At 37.4% G+C, this 17,331-nt stretch carries 16 protein-coding genes; 12 read left to right on the forward strand and 4 right to left on the reverse strand.

Annotated features, from left to right (window positions below):
- Window positions 1-149: 149 nt before the first annotated feature.
- The 4 genes from AC5YGI_RS17895 (at window position 150) to AC5YGI_RS17910 (ending at window position 7,441) form a co-directional block, all read left to right on the forward strand.
- Window positions 150-1,058 (forward strand): AEC family transporter, encoded by a 909-nt coding sequence (locus AC5YGI_RS17895; protein WP_123278032.1) that lies wholly within the window; start codon window positions 150-152, stop codon window positions 1,056-1,058.
- Between the two features lie 289 nt (window positions 1,059-1,347).
- Window positions 1,348-3,795: a replication restart helicase PriA gene (priA, locus tag AC5YGI_RS17900; RefSeq protein ID WP_496169115.1), complete on the forward strand. Its 2,448-nt coding sequence runs from the start codon at window positions 1,348-1,350 to the stop codon at window positions 3,793-3,795.
- Window positions 3,796-3,956: 161 nt separating this feature from the next.
- Entirely contained in the window at window positions 3,957-5,426 is a 1,470-nt protein-coding gene (gene dacB / locus AC5YGI_RS17905; protein WP_446106362.1) for a D-alanyl-D-alanine carboxypeptidase/D-alanyl-D-alanine endopeptidase, read from the forward strand.
- An 83-nt stretch (window positions 5,427-5,509) separates the two neighbouring features.
- Window positions 5,510-7,441: a M1 family metallopeptidase gene (locus AC5YGI_RS17910; protein WP_330745714.1), complete on the forward strand. Its 1,932-nt coding sequence runs from the start codon at window positions 5,510-5,512 to the stop codon at window positions 7,439-7,441.
- A gap of 67 nt (window positions 7,442-7,508) precedes the next feature.
- Here AC5YGI_RS17910 and AC5YGI_RS17915 read toward each other — a convergent pair whose 3' ends face one another.
- Window positions 7,509-8,387, reverse strand: coding sequence for a cupin-like domain-containing protein (locus tag AC5YGI_RS17915; RefSeq protein WP_330745715.1), 879 nt, complete (start codon window positions 8,385-8,387; stop codon window positions 7,509-7,511).
- A 158-nt stretch (window positions 8,388-8,545) separates the two neighbouring features.
- Here AC5YGI_RS17915 and kbl point away from each other — a divergent pair, with 158 nt between their 5' ends.
- The 5 genes from kbl to gldG all read left to right on the forward strand — a co-directional run bounded on the left by kbl (window position 8,546) and on the right by gldG (window position 13,401).
- A complete protein-coding gene (kbl, locus tag AC5YGI_RS17920; RefSeq protein ID WP_454511618.1) occupies window positions 8,546-9,742 on the forward strand; it encodes a glycine C-acetyltransferase in 1,197 nt (398 codons plus the stop codon).
- Between the two features lie 172 nt (window positions 9,743-9,914).
- Window positions 9,915-10,385, forward strand: a complete 471-nt coding sequence (locus AC5YGI_RS17925) for a hypothetical protein (RefSeq protein ID WP_227943966.1) — start codon at window positions 9,915-9,917, stop codon at window positions 10,383-10,385.
- Window position 10,386: 1 nt separating this feature from the next.
- Complete coding sequence (locus tag AC5YGI_RS17930; protein WP_047432297.1) at window positions 10,387-10,938, forward strand: CopD family protein; 552 nt, start codon at window positions 10,387-10,389, stop codon at window positions 10,936-10,938.
- A 59-nt stretch (window positions 10,939-10,997) separates the two neighbouring features.
- Complete coding sequence (locus AC5YGI_RS17935; RefSeq protein WP_454511620.1) at window positions 10,998-11,726, forward strand: ABC transporter permease; 729 nt, start codon at window positions 10,998-11,000, stop codon at window positions 11,724-11,726.
- A gap of 4 nt (window positions 11,727-11,730) precedes the next feature.
- Window positions 11,731-13,401 (forward strand): gliding motility-associated ABC transporter substrate-binding protein GldG, encoded by a 1,671-nt coding sequence (gene gldG / locus AC5YGI_RS17940; RefSeq protein WP_123278027.1) that lies wholly within the window; start codon window positions 11,731-11,733, stop codon window positions 13,399-13,401.
- An 85-nt stretch (window positions 13,402-13,486) separates the two neighbouring features.
- On the opposite strand, the gene AC5YGI_RS17945 is transcribed toward gldG, so the two are convergent.
- From AC5YGI_RS17945 to AC5YGI_RS17955, 3 genes are all read right to left on the reverse strand, one after another.
- Window positions 13,487-14,305, reverse strand: a complete 819-nt coding sequence (locus tag AC5YGI_RS17945) for a DUF2314 domain-containing protein (RefSeq protein WP_496169117.1) — start codon at window positions 14,303-14,305, stop codon at window positions 13,487-13,489.
- A gap of 38 nt (window positions 14,306-14,343) precedes the next feature.
- Window positions 14,344-14,982, reverse strand: a complete 639-nt coding sequence (locus AC5YGI_RS17950) for a hypothetical protein (RefSeq protein ID WP_330745719.1) — start codon at window positions 14,980-14,982, stop codon at window positions 14,344-14,346.
- A 111-nt stretch (window positions 14,983-15,093) separates the two neighbouring features.
- Window positions 15,094-15,522 carry a DUF4268 domain-containing protein gene (locus AC5YGI_RS17955; protein WP_330745720.1) on the reverse strand — a complete coding sequence of 143 codons (429 nt, stop codon included), beginning with the start codon at window positions 15,520-15,522 and terminating at the stop codon, window positions 15,094-15,096.
- 152 nt (window positions 15,523-15,674) lie between these two features.
- On the opposite strand from AC5YGI_RS17955, the gene AC5YGI_RS17960 reads away from it, so the two are divergent.
- The 3 genes from AC5YGI_RS17960 to AC5YGI_RS17970 all read left to right on the forward strand — a co-directional run bounded on the left by AC5YGI_RS17960 (window position 15,675) and on the right by AC5YGI_RS17970 (window position 17,251).
- Entirely contained in the window at window positions 15,675-16,082 is a 408-nt protein-coding gene (locus tag AC5YGI_RS17960) for an RrF2 family transcriptional regulator (protein WP_202844131.1), read from the forward strand.
- 88 nt (window positions 16,083-16,170) lie between these two features.
- Window positions 16,171-16,362, forward strand: coding sequence for a hypothetical protein (locus tag AC5YGI_RS17965; RefSeq protein ID WP_330745721.1), 192 nt, complete (start codon window positions 16,171-16,173; stop codon window positions 16,360-16,362).
- Window position 16,363: 1 nt separating this feature from the next.
- A complete protein-coding gene (locus tag AC5YGI_RS17970) occupies window positions 16,364-17,251 on the forward strand; it encodes a sulfite exporter TauE/SafE family protein (protein WP_496169118.1) in 888 nt (295 codons plus the stop codon).
- Window positions 17,252-17,331 lie beyond the last annotated feature (80 nt).

The following is a 17,331-nucleotide window of genomic DNA, read 5'->3' on the forward strand; positions in this document are numbered from 1 at the left end:
GAAAAAACTTTTGCAAACCTTATAGGTTTTTGAAACCTATAAGGGTTAATACTGAAAAGTTTCATTAGAAATTCTACCGAAAAAAATATAAATTTTACCCCTCCAACTCAAAAATCAGCCGTAAATTTGCCTCATATTTTATTACAGTTATGGTAAATTTTGTTCTGATTGCAGTGTGTATCATTGCAGGAATGATATTCAAAGCAACAAAATCTATCCACCCCGATGCTCACAAAGGCATCAATACCTGGATTCTTTATCTTGCTCTTCCGGCAGTTTCGTTTAAATATCTGCCCAAAGTAAAATGGACAACAGAAATGCTGTTCCCGATTGCAGCCACATTTTTAATTTCTGTGTTCTGTTTCTTTTTTATGATGTTTTACAGTAAGAGCAGGGGATATTCAAGGCGTTCCAGAAGTACATTAGAATTGGCAAGCGGATATAGTAATACTTCGTTCATAGGGTTTCCATTAATCAGTGCTTTTTATGGCGAAGGGCTTTTGAGTATTGCAATCATCTGTGACCAGACGATGTTCTTTGCCCTTTCAACCCTGGGAATTATTGCTGCAGTAAAAGGGGGAAGTAAATCAGGAAAGGTGAGCGCGGCATTTATTTTAAAGAGATTAATAACATTTCCACCTTTAATTGGCTGTATTTCTGCTTTGGTATTGTCTCAGTTCATTGACTTTACCGTTGCAGAACCATTTTTTGATAAGCTGGCCGCTACGGTAAGTCCATTAGCTCTGTTTTCAGTCGGGTTACAGCTGAAATTCAATGGATGGAAAAAACTGATCCCTCAAATGTCGATGTCGATGCTTTATAAATTGATTCTGGCACCCGCAATTGTTCTGGGAATGGCTTTGTTATTCGGAATAAAAGGAGATGTAGCTAAGATTACAGTATTTGAAGCAGCAATGCCTACACTCGTAACCTCAAGTATCATTGCAGAACAGTTCAGGCTGAACACAAAACTGACGAATCTGATCATCGGAGTCAGTATCATTGTCGGATTTATTACCTCTGCATTTTGGTATGAGATGACAGAACTGCTTTTTTAATCATTCATGAATCCTTATCTTCGATCCTTTCTGAATTTGTGTTGATCTTTTATCCATACGCTTTGTCATTCCGCAGGAATCCAGCCTGTCATATCATTGTTTTTGATCAATGTAATTCTAGACATTAAAAAATATCGGAATGGGTTAGATTCCTACGGAATGGACAAAAATAAGGAGAAAGTAAAGAATAGAATGCAGTTTCAGGTTCTTGGTTAAAGATTATGAAAGAATTTCTGTAAAGTTGCAGTTCTGTCAGGAAAAATCTAATTTTACATTTTAAATATTTCCCTTGCAGTACGCTCAAATTGTTTTACCCCTGAATCTAAAAGGATCTTTCACTTATAAAGTTCCTGAAGAAATGATGTCTGAAATCCAGCCCGGAATGCGTGTTCTGGTACCGTTTGGCGGGAAGAAAATCTATACGGGAATCGTTTTTGAACTTCATGATAATGCACCGGAAAAATTTGTGGCCAAGGAAGTCATCAGCATGCTGGATGATCAGCCGATTCTTCCTCAGGAGCAGATTGATTTCTGGAACTGGCTTTCAGAGTATTATTTGTGCAGCCTTGGAGAGATTTACCGGTTTTCTTTTCCTTCTTCTTTAAAACTGGAAAGTGAAACCTATTTAAAATTAAAACCCGGAGCTGTTATTGATTTTGAAAATCTGGATGTTAACGAAATGTATCTGATTCAGGCTTTGGAAGTGCGGCAGCTGATCAATCTGACGGATATTGAAGCATTTATTCCAAAAAAAGATATCATCAAGACCATCAATTCATTGATTGATCTTCAGTACATTGAAATTGATGAGAAAATTGCTGAAAAGTATAAAGCCAGGGAAGTTGCTTATGTAAGAATTAATGATGAGGTTCTGGCCAATCAAAATCTTACGGATATTCTTTTAAAACTGAACAGAGCTCAAAAACAGAAAGATCTTTTCCTGCTTATTCTGGAAAAACAAACAGAAAATCCTGACGTTCCTATTAAAAAATCTGAACTGTTCGAGGACGGTTATTTCGGAAGTTCCCACTTCAAACCTTTGGCAGACAAAGGTCTTGTGGAGGAATACTTTATGCAGAAAGACAGGATTGAAAGCTATGAAGGAGAAATTGAAGAGCTTGAAGAACTTTCCGAACAGCAGAAAACAGCAAAAGCTGAAATTGATGAAGCTTTTGAAGAAGGGAAGAATGTCCTGCTTCATGGCGTTACTTCATCAGGGAAAACCCATATCTATTTAGAGAAAATTGATGAATGCATCCGTGACGGAAAGAATGTTTTGTTTTTGCTTCCGGAAATTTCGCTTACCAAACAGATCACCCAGAGATTAGAGAAGAAGTATGGAAGGCTGCTCGGTTTTTATCACCAGAAACTGACTGATTTTGAAAGAGTGGAAGTCTGGAGAAGAATTAAGCAGAACGACATCCGCATTCTGATCGGAACCCGTAATGCTTTGTTTTTACCTTACCGGAATCTTGGGCTTATTGTCGTTGATGAGGAACATGACTCTGCTTACAGGCCAAGGGAAGTATCTCCCTATTTTAATGCAAAAGACGCGTCTCTGGTGTTAGGCAGGATGTATGAGGCCGGAGTGATTCTGGGATCAGCTACTCCTTCTGTCGAGAGCTACTACAGTGCCCGGAAAGATAAAATGAAATATGTTTTCCTGAACGAAAGATTCGGGAATGTTAATTTGCCGGAATACGAACTGATCAATTTCAAAGAAGCTCAGGAATCTAAAAAGGTTTCCGGAAATTTCTCGCTGAGGCTTATTGAAGAGATAAAGAAAACGGTGGACGAAAAGAATCAGGCGATTGTCCTTCACAACCGCCGTGGTTATTCCAATGTCATAGAGTGTGAAAGCTGTGGCTATGTGAACTACTGTTCCAATTGTGATGTAGTCATGACTTATCACAAAGCTGCAAATGAAATGAAATGCCACTATTGCGGGCAAAGAGCTTCAAAACCGAAGACCTGCCCGAAATGCAATTCTGAAAAACTGAATGAAAGAGGAGTGGGAGTAGAGCAGATTCACGAAGAAGTTTCTAAACTGTTTCCGGAAAATGAGGTGGACAGAATGGATGTGGACTCTATGCGTAAGAAATTTGCCTACGAAAAACTCTATGAAAAGATTGAAGACGGAGAAACGGATATTATTGTAGGAACCCAAATGATTTCCAAGGGACTGGATTTTGATCATATTGAACTGGTGACGATTCCTAAAGCGGATTCCTTATTATATGTACAGGATTTCAGAGCGGAAGAAAGAGCGTATCAACTGATCACACAGGTTTCGGGAAGGGCCGGAAGGGTTTCAGGAAAAGGAAGGATCCTTATTCAGACTTTTAATCCCGATCATTCTGTATTTCAGCTCATCAAGATGAATAATCCTGCCAAGATCTATAAATATATCCTTACAGAACGTCAGAAGTTCCATTATCCGCCTTTCACCAAGCTGATCATGATTGAATTGAAACACAGGAGAGAGGATAAAGCAGACCGGGCATCCCGGTTTCTGGGTTCAATCCTCAGAAAATACCTTCCTGAAGAATGTGTTTTAGGCCCGGAAAGAGCACAGATTGCAAAACTGAATAACTTCTATCAGTTCCAGATTATGCTGAAGCTTCCCCGTGGGAAAAACTATGAGAAATTCAAAAAAATGGTTTTGATAAGTTTGAAAGAATTTGATGAAATCACTGCATATCAAAGCATTAAAAAAGATGTTTTTGTTGATTTTTAACAATTTTTAACAAACTTTACAGTCTTTTATAACGGGTCGAAGGTCTGTTATATAACAATAATTTCTACTTTTGGACGTTGATTAAGTGTTTGGCTCTTTTACTGAATGATTTAACCTTTCATTTTTTATAGAGTCAAAACTACAGAACAAAAAGAAGATAGATGGTAAATTTCAGAAAATATATTTCAAGTGCGGCGGTGTTGGCTTCTGGTCTTTTCCTGGCTCAATCTACCGTTTCTACCGTTCTTTATTCCCAGAATTATGACAATCAGAAAAGCAGTTTAAACCTGCCTTCACCCGTTAGTACGATGGTGGAGAAAACTGTTTTGTCAGCAAAAGAACTGGTAGACATTAATGTAAACACAATGATGGCGGATCCTGTGCTGAAAAATGCAACCTGGGGATTCGTAGTGTATGACCCGAAAACGAAGAAGGTTATCTCTTCGTACAACGAAAATACTCCTTTAGTACCTGCTTCTACGACCAAATTGCTGACAACGGAAACGGCTTTAAATATGCTGGGTGAAAACTACCGTTGGATGACTCAGCTGGAGTACTCAGGAACGATAGATGAAAACGGAGTGTTGAATGGAAATCTTTATGTTATAGGAAGCGGAGACCCTTCTTTGGGAACCAATAAAGCAGGTGCAGCATCTTATCGGGATATTATTTCAGATTTCGTAGGCGGTATTTCAAGAGAGGGAATCAAAAAGGTAAATGGTGATATTATCATTCAGACAGCGCTTTTCAAAGGCAATATTTCAGTGCTTCCGGAAAATGTTGTATGGTTGGAAAACAATAACTATTATTTACCTGCAGGAAGTACCCGCGATATCAACCCGGCTAACGAAAAACTGATCGTTAAAAAAGGAGGTTTCTCTACAGAAAAGAAATTCTTCTATGTTTCTCCTTACAACCATCAGATGGTATATGCTGATAAATACGAAGGAAATGGAGTTTTAACAACCAAACTTCCTGATGCACCGGCTTATCTTGCCAACTCTTTCAGAACAACACTGGTGAAAAGCGGAATTCCTGTTACCGGAAAAGTAACTCCGAAAATGACAGATGCAGCCCCTGAAAACAGAAAAATGCTTTCAGCATATAAATCACCTACTTTAAGTGATATTATTTATTATACCAACCAGCACAGTGATAATTCACTGGCAGAAGCTTTGCTGAGAACCGTAGGATATCAGAAAATGGGTGATCAGACTTCAGAATCCGGAAGAATCGTGGTGACTAATCACCTGAAAGATGCAGGTTTTGATATGGCCGGACTTAATTACATCGATGGAAGCGGACTTTCAAGAAGTAATAATGTAACCCCGATTTCCCAGGTGAAATTTCTTACTTCTCTGATGGATCAGAAATACTACAGATCTTATCTGACTTCTTTGCCCATCGGAGGACAATCCGGAACATTGAAAAGAATGTTCAATGCAGGAGGGAACGGACAGGTTTTTGCGAAAACAGGAACTTTGAATAAAGTAAAAACATTAGCCGGTTATCTGAAAACCAATTCAGGAAAAACATTGGTTTTTTCTTTAATGGTGAATAATTATTCAGGGTCGGTAGATATGGTAAAGAAGAGAATGGAAAAAATTCTTGAACCCGCACTGGATTTGTAAAAATTTTTTATTTTATATATTATAACAGCCTTTTAATCATGGATTAAAAGGTTTTTTTTATATTTGATTAAATTTTTCTAAACATGACAAAATTGTACCTTTTGGTGTTGGGATTGTTATTGTCTCAACAATTTTATGGCCAGAAGCAAAGGCAAAATACGGATATGAAAGGATTAATCGAAAAAGAGAAAAAATCCTTCACCCAAAAGATGAATATCGGGAATATCAATCCCAATACCCTGAATTATGATTTACAGTATCAGAGAATGGACGTCAGCCTTGATCCTGCAGTGTATAATATTTCAGGTTCGGTAACTTCACATTTCAAACCTACACAAAGTATGGGAAGCATTTATTTTGATCTTTCCAATTCATTAACGGTTTCTCAGGTCAAATATCATGGAACTAACATTACAAGCTTTCAGCAGCTTCCATCAAAAGAACTGAAGATTGATTTTCCTGCCTCGATTCCCGCCAATACACTGGATTCTCTTACCATTTATTATGCAGGAGCACCGTCCACAAGTAATGATGCATTTAAAACTGCTCTTCAAAGCGGAACTCCGGTACTTTCTACTTTGAATGAACCTTATGGCGCTCAGGACTGGTTTCCAACAAAGCAAAGTTTAAATGATAAAATTGAAAGATTTGATTTTAAAATTACAACTCCCTCAAACTACAGCGTGGCAGCCAATGGAAAACTGATGTCTGAAACTTTTCCTACAGGAAACACCAAACTTACGTTCTGGAGAACAATGTATCCTACACCGGCTTATCTGATTGCGCTGTCTATTACCAATTTTGTTAAGCTTAATGATACCATCGGAAACCCTCCGTTTCCTTTTGTGAACTATATTTATCCGTCCACGAATTCAAATGCCACCAGTATAGCCAATATTAACTGGACAAAACAGGTGATGAATACTTTTGAAACCTATTTTGGCTCTTATCCTTTCCGTAATGAAAAATACGGACACATGGAATTCATGTATGGCGGAGGAATGGAACATCAGACGATGTCTTCCATGGGTGGATGGAGCAAGCAGTTGATTGCCCATGAGCTTACTCACCAGTGGTTTGGAGATAAAGTAACCTGTGGTGCATGGAATGATATCTGGCTGAATGAAGGTTTTGCAACTTTTGGAGAGCATCTTGCCAATGAAAAACTATTGATGACCAATACAGAATTTCTGAATTATTTACAAGGCCAGTCCAGCTACATTACCGCAAGTACAACAGGAAGCGTGTATGTCCCGGATTCCGGACTTTCCAGCATCAACAGAATATTTGACAGCAGATTGTCTTATGCTAAAGGAGGATATGTGCTGAGAATGCTGAAATGGATTTTAGGTGATGCTGCGTTTTATCAGGCAATTAAAGATTATCATGCAAGACCGAACCTGGCATACAGCTATGCTCGTACTGCTGATTTTAACGCTTCTTTGCTTCAGTCTACCGGAACAGATTTTACAGAATTTTTCAATGACTGGGTTTATGGCGAAGGATATCCTACGTATACCATCAAGTGGATGCAGGGCGGAAATCAGGCTCTATTTAAAGTTTCTCAGACACAAAGCAGTTCTACGGTAAGCTTTTTCGAAATGCCTCTGCCAATTAAAGTGACGGGAACTTCAGGGCAGACTGCTTACTTTGTTCTTAATAATACATCCAATAACCAAAGCTTTTTACAGTCGGTAACATTCCCGATTGCAAGTGTTCAGTTTAATTATGAATATCAGATTCTTGAGAAAAACTCTACAGTGGTTCAGGATAATACGTTAAGTGTTTCTTCTGTTGAGAAGGAAGGTTTTGGTTTGTATCCGAACCCTGCCAAAAATGAAATTAATCTTAAAGGAATTGACAGGCCTGCGGATTTTACGATCCATGCCATAGACGGAAAACTGATTGGAAAAGGAACGTATCAGCCGGGTAAAGCGATTGGAATTGCAGAATTGGTTCCGGGAACTTATTTTATTACGATTGATGAAAAGAATATCAAATTTATCAAACATTAAAAATAACAAACGGTGAAGTATGAATGAGTACTTTTACCAATCAATCAAAATATGACAAAAGAAGCTTTCAGATTTGAAAGCTTCTTTGTTTTCTTGCTGCTCTGGCTCCTCTTTTTCTGGCCGTTTTCACTTTGTATTCAAACCATTTTTCTTTGAATATTTTACGCATGAGATTATCAAAATGTCTGGTGATCACAAGATTTTTAAATCCACGCCATTTTTCAAGCGGACTTGAGGGAAGTGCCCTTACTGATATCGAATAACCTTCCGTATCATATTGAATATAATGCCACCAGCCGGAAGGAATATAAAGGGTTTCACCTGGATGAATGATAGCTTCATAGCCATTTAAATAGAGAAGGGCCGGATATTTTCGGTAATCAGGGTTTTTAATCTGAGCCAGACTGTGGAAATTGTAGGGGAGTTTATACATAAAATCAGATTGTTCCCACGGGAAAAGCCAGATCCTCTTGATTCCCTGGAATTGGGTGATAAAAACATGGGACATGTCAATATCAATATGGTTTCTGGTGACAGAACCTTCTCCTCCAAAAAACATAAAGGGCAGCCATTTCAGTATTTTACCATTCGTTACATCATTGTAGATGAGGTCATTCTTCAATTCAGGTTTTATTTTTAATAAATTAAATAAGAAAAGCCTGTGTTCAGTGGGAGCAGATTGGATGAGATCCAGATATTCTGAAAATGTTGTTTGTGCAATAGGATCACTGGCCACTCTGTCCAGGGAATCAAGCTCACTTCCGTAGATGTTAACTTTATGATCTCCTGCAATCTCTTTGAAATACTCATAATTCCACTTTTTAAAAGCTGGACTTTCCGGATGCACAAAGTCTTCCATAATAACCGGAACTCCCGGCTTCATGTGGGTGTTGATAAAGGTTCCTGAACTGATCGTCTTTATTTTTTGTACCGGCTTTAGTCTCATGCATTAAAATTTTAAACAAATATAACTATTATCCTACTAAATTTGTAGACTAATAATGTTAAAAGTGAAAGCCTTTTCAATTTTTTAGAATTAAACTGATAAAGGGTTTTATTTTACTGCCTTTTTAGTAAATTAGCACATCTAAAAAATTACTAAAAATGATCTCTGAAAAATACCTTCAACATTTACAGAACGAACTTCAGAATATTGAGAATGACGGACTTTACAAAAGAGAAAGAATCATCACTTCTCAGCAGAGTGCAGAAATAGAAGCGAACGGAAAAAAGCTTTTGAACTTCTGTGCCAATAATTATCTGGGATTATCCAACCATCCGGAAGTGATGAAAGCTTCGCAGGATATGATCCAATCTCACGGATACGGAATGTCTTCTGTACGTTTTATCTGTGGAACACAGGATATTCACAAAGATTTGGAGAAAAAAATTGCTGATTTCTTAGGTCTTGAAGATACCATCCTTTACGCAGCTGCATTTGATGCCAACGGAGGTGTTTTTGAACCCCTGTTTACAGAAGAAGATGCTATTATTTCAGATGAACTGAACCACGCATCAATCATTGATGGTGTTCGTTTGTGTAAAGCAGCGAGATACAGATATAAAAATAATAATATGGAGGATCTGGAAGCTCAGCTGATTGCCGCCTCTGAAAAGAACCACCGTTTTAAAATCATCGTTACAGACGGAGTATTCTCAATGGACGGTATTGTTGCAGATTTAAAAGGAGTTTGTGATCTTGCCGATAAATATGATGCTTTGGTAATGGTAGATGATTCTCACGCAACAGGTTTCATCGGAAAAACAGGTCGTGGAACTCACGAAGCGAATGAAGTAATGGGTAGAGTAGATATCATTACTTCTACCTTAGGAAAAGCCTTAGGTGGTGCTTTGGGAGGATTTACTTCCGGTAAAAAAGAAATCATTGATATGCTGAGACAGCGTTCAAGACCTTATTTATTCTCCAACTCTCTGGCACCTGGTATCGTAGGAGCTGCATTAAGAGTATTGGATATGATTTCAGATGATACCTCTCTTCGTGATAAAGTAATGGAAAATGCAGAATATTTCAGAACAGAAATGAAAGCGAAAGGCTTTGATATTCCTGATGGAGATGCTGCTATTGTTCCGGTAATGCTTTACGATGCACCGCTTTCTCAGAAAATGGCAGAAAGGCTTATGGATGAAGGCATCTACGTCATCGGATTCTTCTATCCTGTAGTACCGAAAGGAAAAGCAAGAATCAGAGTACAGTTATCTGCTGCCCACACCAAAGAACATCTGGATAAAGCGATTGCTGCTTTTGAAAAAGTTGGAAAAGAATTAGGAGTGATCTCTTAATTATTGAATGGGGTACAGCAATGAAAATATAATGTTCGGCTCGGGCAGCTTTGCTGCCCCGAGCCGAACTATTTTTTATATAAAATCTGTTTTACTTATATTTTCCTGATCAAAAGAAATTTATTTTTAAGAATTAGATAAAAACTTATCTTTGTGCCTGATTAAAATTGATATGTTTTTAAAGTCCGAATATCAGGTTGTCTTTTCGAAGCCAAAAAAATCGATACTATCTAACATTGAAGAAAGTATATTTAAGAGCTTTCCTGATTATAATGGTAAAAAATTTAAAGGTGAAGTAACTGATGATGGATTTGAAGTAAAAGTGATGGGGAATGAACACTTGTCTTTTATAGGAAAATTTGTTTCAGACAAATATAATGAAGAGCATCTTAAAGTATCCATTGGAGTTAAATATTTTGATGTACTCATTCTTGTTCTTCTTTTAGGGGTTTTTGTTCCTTTTTATACGGATGAAAATTCTGGAACCACGTATGAAATTATATTGATCTTTCTTGGGCTGGCTATTTTTATGGGATATTCTTATTACAAAAATGTAAAGGATATGAAAAAGATTTTTTTTGATGTACTGAAGAATTTCGACCAGGATTGTAAAATTATTTCTATCAATAAATTTATTTATTAAAATGCTTTACACAATAATCAAAGCGCTGCACATTATTTTTATGGTAAGCTACTTTGCGGGAATCTTTTATCTCGTAAGGATTTTCGTTTACTATAAAGATACCGATGAATTTCCGGAAGAAAAAAAGAAAATTCTGAGAGAGCAGTACACTTTTATGGCCAGAAGGCTGTGGAATATTATTACGGTTCCTGCGGGGGTAATCATGGCCGTTTGCGGATTGGTCATGATCTTTTTAAATACCGGGCTGATGAAAATGCCGTGGTTTCATTTGAAACTGACCTTTCTTATCGGACTTGCCATCTACCATTACTGGTGCTGGAAAAAAGTCCTTCATTTAAAAGAATTACATGGAGATACACTGCCGATTGCCAATATCAAACTGAGACAGGCGAATGAAATTGCAACGTTCATTCTGTTTCTGGTCGTATTTACCGTTATATTAAAATCAATGGTGATCGAATACTGGTGGCAATTAATCGCAGGATTTTTCGTTCTTGTATTTCTGATCATGATGACAGTGAAACTGGTTAATAAAAATAAAAAAAACAAATAATTGTAGAGTAGGGCGCATGTCCGAATATATTCATCCTTTCTACATCTTATAAAAAAACTATGATTGCAATTTTAAAGAAAGAACTTTGGAGTTACTTTGGAAACTGGAGCGCATGGGTGATTATTGCCGCATTCAGTTTGATAGCGACTCTTTTTCTGTTCTTTTTCGACAACGATTCTAATATTTTTGAGATTGGAATGGCCTCATTGCAGAGCTATTTCGTATTGGTTCCATGGCTGTTGATGTTTATCATCCCGGCCCTTTCTATGAAAACTTTTGCGGAAGAACAGCAAACCGGAACATTGAACTGGCTTTTTTCACAGCCGTTAAAAGTTTCAGAACTGGTAACAGGTAAATTCCTTTCCGTATGGATTGTAGGAATTTTATGTCTTATTCCATCATTAATTTATCTGTACACCGTATATGTTCTGGGAGTTCCTGCAGGAAATATTGACCTGGGAATGACTTTCGGAAGTTATATCGGACTGATAATCTTAATCGCAGCATTTTCAGCAGTGGGAATTCTTGCTTCCTCTCTATCTCAGAATCAGATTATGGCTTATCTGCTGGGTGTTTTTATGTGTTTCATCATGTATTTTGGGATCGAGCAGCTGGCAAGTTATAAACTATTGGGTGGTGCAGATTTTATCCTTCAGAATATTGGCTTCTATCAGCATTTCTTAGGCTTCACAAGAGGACTTATTGATGCTAAAGATGTGGCGTATTTTGTTCTTGTCATCGGCACTTCATTAGTATTGGCTAATCATTTTATTAACAAAAAGAAGTAGAAGTATGAAGAAGTTCAATGCTAAATCTCCACTGGGAATTTTCTTAATTGCAATTGTTCCTTTGGTTATTATCCTGACCTATTCGGGAATCAGATTAGACTTAACAAAAGAAAAAAGATATACCCTTTCTGATAACACCATCAAAGTACTGGAGTCTGTTAAAAAGCCTCTGACGGTTGAAGTGTATCTGGAAGGCGACTTTCCGGCAAGTTTCAAACAGCTGCAAAGCGAAACGAAATTCATGCTGGAAGAATTCAGAAAAATTAATCCGAAGATTGATTTTAAATTCATCGATCCGATTAAAACAAAAATGTCTCAGGACACTTTGATGGCCATGGGAATGCAGCCGTCTATTCTTCCGGATGTGAAAGACGGGAAAATCTCACAGATCACCCTTTTCCCTTACGCTGTGATTAAATATGGAAATGACGGGGTTTCTATTCCTTTAGTGGTTCAGCAGGCCGGAATTGATGCCGATCAGCAGCTGACAAGATCGATTGAAGGACTGGAGTACAATCTTGTTTCCAACATTAAAAACATTGCAGCCGCAAAGAGAAAGAAGGTCGGAATCCTGGTCAACCATGATGAGCTGAATCCGGATGAATTCCAGGGATTTGTACAGCTGGCCATGGAAAACTATGATGCCGGACCTATCATTCCTAAAAATCAGACTGAACTTTCACTGGAAGATGTTCCTTTATTAAAGCAGATGAGTGCCCTGGTGATTGCGAAACCAAGAAAAGCTTTTACCGATAATGAAAAAGTAATTCTGGACCAATACATCATGAACGGAGGGAAAACCCTTTGGATGATCGATGCTGTAAATGCTGAAATGGATACGTTAACAAGATCCAAAAAAGTAATGCCTTTCCCTGTCGATATCAATATGACAGACTTCTTTTTCAATTACGGGCTGAGAATCAATCCGGCGTTGGTAAAAGACGTTAAAAAGTTTGCCCTGTTAAGACTGGTTACAGGAGAAGTGAGTGGAAACCCTCAGTATACAAGCTTACCCTGGCCTTATTATCCGCTTGGAATTGCCGAAAATAATAATCCGGTCACCAAGAATATCAACCCTGTAAAATTTGAATTCCCGACTTCTATCGACACATTAGGAGGTAGAAAGAATATCAAAACAAAAGTCCTTTTCGAATCCAGTGAACGAACTTTATTGAAGCAGGTTCCGAATTATGTGGATCTGAAAGAAATTGCAAGTGTAGACAGTCTTGGACAAATGGAAAAGCCAAGTACACCAAAGATCTTCGCTGTAGCCTTGGAAGGAAAATTTAATTCTGCATATGCATCAAGAATTGAGAGAAAATCTTACCCTGGGTTCAAAACATCCAGCCCGGAAAACAAAATGATTGTGATTGCAGACGGAGATGTAGGAAGAAATAAAGTAATCAAAGGAAAACCACTTCCTTTAGGGGTAGATCTGCTGACGAACGAACAGTTTGGAAACGAACAGTTCCTGAGAAATGCATTGGATTATCTTTTGGATGACAGCAACCTGATGGAACTGAGAAACAGAAACATTGAAGAAAGACTTCTCGACAGACAAAGAATTACGGAAGAGAAATCGACCTGGCAATGGATCAATTTACTGCTTCCATTGGCCATTATCGGCCTTATCGGAGGACTGTTCTTCTGGCTAAGGAAAAAGAAATTTGGATAAAATATAAAAAATTCCGGAAGATGTTCTTCCGGAATTTTTATTTTGAAAACTTTATTATTGAGTTGTAACCATTTTAATTAATAATTTATCCTTCCAATACAGGAATAAGATGTTCCCATTTCAGTTGTTTTGCATAATCTAATGCTGTCTTCCCTTTTTTAGACCGGATATTTTTATCTGCTCCAGCTTCCAGAGCAACCTGTACTGTGGTTAAATTCCCTGCAATGGTTTCTTTGTGAAGAAGTGTCAGCCCGTCTTCATCGGTTTGGGTAAGTTCATCCGGATATTGTTGTAAAAACTTTACAAATTCCTCTTTCATATTTTTACTCATCGGATGTTCAATAAGATTTTCCGGATTTTCTTTCTGGTTATTGACCACTAGGATATCATTAAAGTCTCCGAAATCCAGCTGCCATGCATTATCGTGTTCCCTTCTTTCTGCATCAGACATGTCAGCACGCATTTTCTGGATGGTAAACCCTCCGTAAGCTTTCGGAAGTGGAGAAGATGAGGATGAAAATAGCTTGGAAAGTCCCTTTGGTTTCTGTACAGTCGGAGTGATGGCAAAAAGCCAGTCACTGATATTTTGTAAAGGGATTTCCACATAATCACCCACCTGCACGTTTTTAAGGTTGTTGGGTTCATTAATCAAATATCCTCTCACGTGATCTCCGTCAAAGAATATTTCATTAATCCACATATGTTCTACCAGGCTTTCTCCGGTTTCTTCATCCTGTTCTTCAAAAGCCGTTTTAACGCATGATACATTAAGTCCGGGAATGATTCTTCTGTATTCCCAGGACTGTTCGCGCCAGAAATACTTAAAGGTTTCCTGAGCTTTTCTGTAAGCTTCAATCATTTGCGGGTCATTTCCGTCTGCAAAAAAAATTGGGTTCTCTTCCATTTAATAATTGGGGATGTGGTGTGTTAAAGAATATAAGATTATTGCTGATAGGCTTGTTTGGGAAGTAAGGCTGCTGTTTTGTAATAGCTGATGTCAGTAGGGATTTGTGCCTGAAGATCTTCGAAAGTATCATAATCATAATGGATCCAGTTTTCTTCATTGTCCGGGTCGGGTGTTTTATCTACAGCCAGTTCCAGTTTTCCGTCTTCCTGATAGCTGCATTCTATGGCAGCATATTTTTCACCGTTTTCGTCATTCGTATACCAGCATTTTATGGTTCTTTCAAGGTGTGGTTGGTGGGTTTCGTTATCGATGACCTGTGAGCAGATAAAGTTTTCAGGATCGTCCGTTTTGAAAACAGTTTTGGAAATAAGGGGCAGATCATCTACGGATAAAGAATATAATGTATTGGTAGAAATAATATAGCCGTCGGCAGTTTCTTTTCTTTCAATATCAAAAAAGTCAGATTTTTCTTTAAGATAATCCACTACCTTCGCCTCGTCTTCCTCGTCACTTAGAAAATAATTGATGTTGTAAACACTGTCTTCATTGATGAATTCAATTTCTTTCAGGAAATCAGAGCCTTCTTCATAATAATACAGATGATATTCGCTTAGCTTCACAGCTTTACTTTTAGAGATGATTTCTCCAAAAATGTTTTTGTACACTTTTCTCATTTTTAATCATGTTAGTTTGTTTCATCTATTAGTTTAAGTGGTAGTGCAAAGATAAGTTTTCTTTTTTTATCTCAACCTGAAGTATAAAGTGGTATTTATTTCGTAAGTATTCTATATATCCTTTATAAAATCCTCATATTCGTAGTAAAACCTTTCGAAACCGTCCATTTTTTCCACAAAAAATTCAAAAATTTCTTGCCAGGTATTTTTATTAAAAACAGAAACATTATGTTTTTCAACCCATATCCTGCTGATGATCTTACCATTTTCAAGAGTGAAATATTCTTCCTTCTGAAAATCTCCGATGAAATCTTTTAATATATCCTCCAAAGACCAGATCTTCTCATAGTAGGCATTCCGGAAAATTTCATCTTTCATTTCGATATCCAGAGAAACTTCTGCTTTTTTATTGTCGGCAGAAAACTTAAATGCCATGTCCTTGATTTTGGTATCATAAAGAATCCATTTTCTGGGAAATGATCTTCCGAAAGCTGTCCAAAATTCCTTTTTTAATTGCTGTGCTTCTTGTTTACTGAACATATGGCAAACATAATGATTTAATAGCAGAAAGGCAAAAGTGTGGTACCTAAAACCGTAAAATTACGGATAGATACACCGGCATTTTTTTCGTTTGTTATTCCTGTTTTTCAGGTCTTTTTCAAATATTAAACAATTTTCGTATTTTTGCTTTAATGCTTTCAAAAAAATCTCAATATGCTTTTAAGGCGCTGTCATATCTTGTAGAAAAAAGAAATGACGGCCCGATTCTTATTTCTGAAATTGCGGAACATAAAAAAATTCCTTTAAAGTTTTTGGAAAATATCCTTCTTGAACTGAAAAAAGCGGAAATCCTCGACAGTAAAAAAGGAAAGGGTGGAGGATACTTTTTCAAAGAAAATCCGGAAAATGTGAAACTGGCAAAGATCATTCGTCTTGTAAACGGTCCTATTGCGATGCTTCCCTGCGTAAGTCTCAATTTTTATGAAAAATGTGATGACTGCAATGAAGATCACTGCGGGCTTCATGATGTCCTGATAGAAGTTCGCGATGCTTCTCTGAATATTCTGGAAAGTAAAACTTTAATGGATCTGGTAGATTAACCCGGTCCTTTTTTTTGAATTAATAGTCTACTTTTTTTGTAGGATAAATATTTTATCAGATATTTGCACTACTTCAAATGAATAAACTATGATTTCAAAAGAAGAATCAAACCAATTACAAAAGCTTACCCGCTCCATTACTGCAGTGCATTCAGATGCTGCATATAGCATACCTGAAAATATTTCCTTGTACAGAAGTGCAGAAAACATACGATCGTTAAATATCCTTATTTTCAATGTGACGGATAATCAGGAAATACAGACCAAAACGATTTTTTAATATGGTGATTTCAAGAAAAATTCAGGTAAGGTTGAATGTCCTTTTGGTAACAGCTGCTATTATATCCATTGCTGTTTTTTCCATGTACGAACTGGGATATCTGGAAGAACTGCACACCATTCTGGCCAAAGACAATTACATTTTTTACTGGATGCTCCTGGTAGGTGTTTTTGCAGAAATTGTGGCAGGTTCCATGGGAATGGGATATGGAGTTATTTGTACCACAACACTGATGCTCCTCAATATTGCACCGCATATTGTAAGTGCGAGTATTCATTCTGCAGAAAGTTTTACTACTGCTGCGGGAAGTCTCAGCCACATTAAACTGAAAAATGTAAGCAAAAATCTGGTGAAAAAGCTCGCCATTCCGGCTGTGATAGGAGCAATTATCGGAGCTGTCAGTCTTACTTATCTTGGAGAATATTATGCGAAAATCACCAAAACACTCATTGCTTTTTACACTTTATACCTTGGATTCCAGATTCTTTCGAATGCTTTTAAAGAAAAACAAAGCAAAGCATTGAAAAGAAAAACCAATCTAACCAGACTTGGCGTGATAGGAGGCTTTATAGATTCCTTTGCCGGAGGAGGCTGGGGGCCTTTGGTTACCGGAACACTCATTAAAAATGCATTCACCCCAAGATTTGCGGTAGGAAGTTCTACAGTGGCCAAATTTATTCTTACCATAACGGCTGCCGTTACCTTTTTCTTTACGCTGGGAATCCAGCACTGGAATATTATTTTAGGGCTTTTAATCGGTGGAATTATTACCGCTCCTTTTTCAGCCATGCTTACTGCCAGGCTTCCTGTGAAGAAAATGTTTGTGATTATCGGAACCCTGGTGATTGTGATGAGTTCTATAACTATTTATAAATCAGTTTTTAATTAAAAATTATGTTGGATGTGGAAAAATAAAAGGGTTAAAAAGGTTTTCGGTTTTGAAAATATTTTACTTTTACATCACTAAAT

Source organism: Chryseobacterium sp. CS3K3.1, assembly GCF_059515165.1.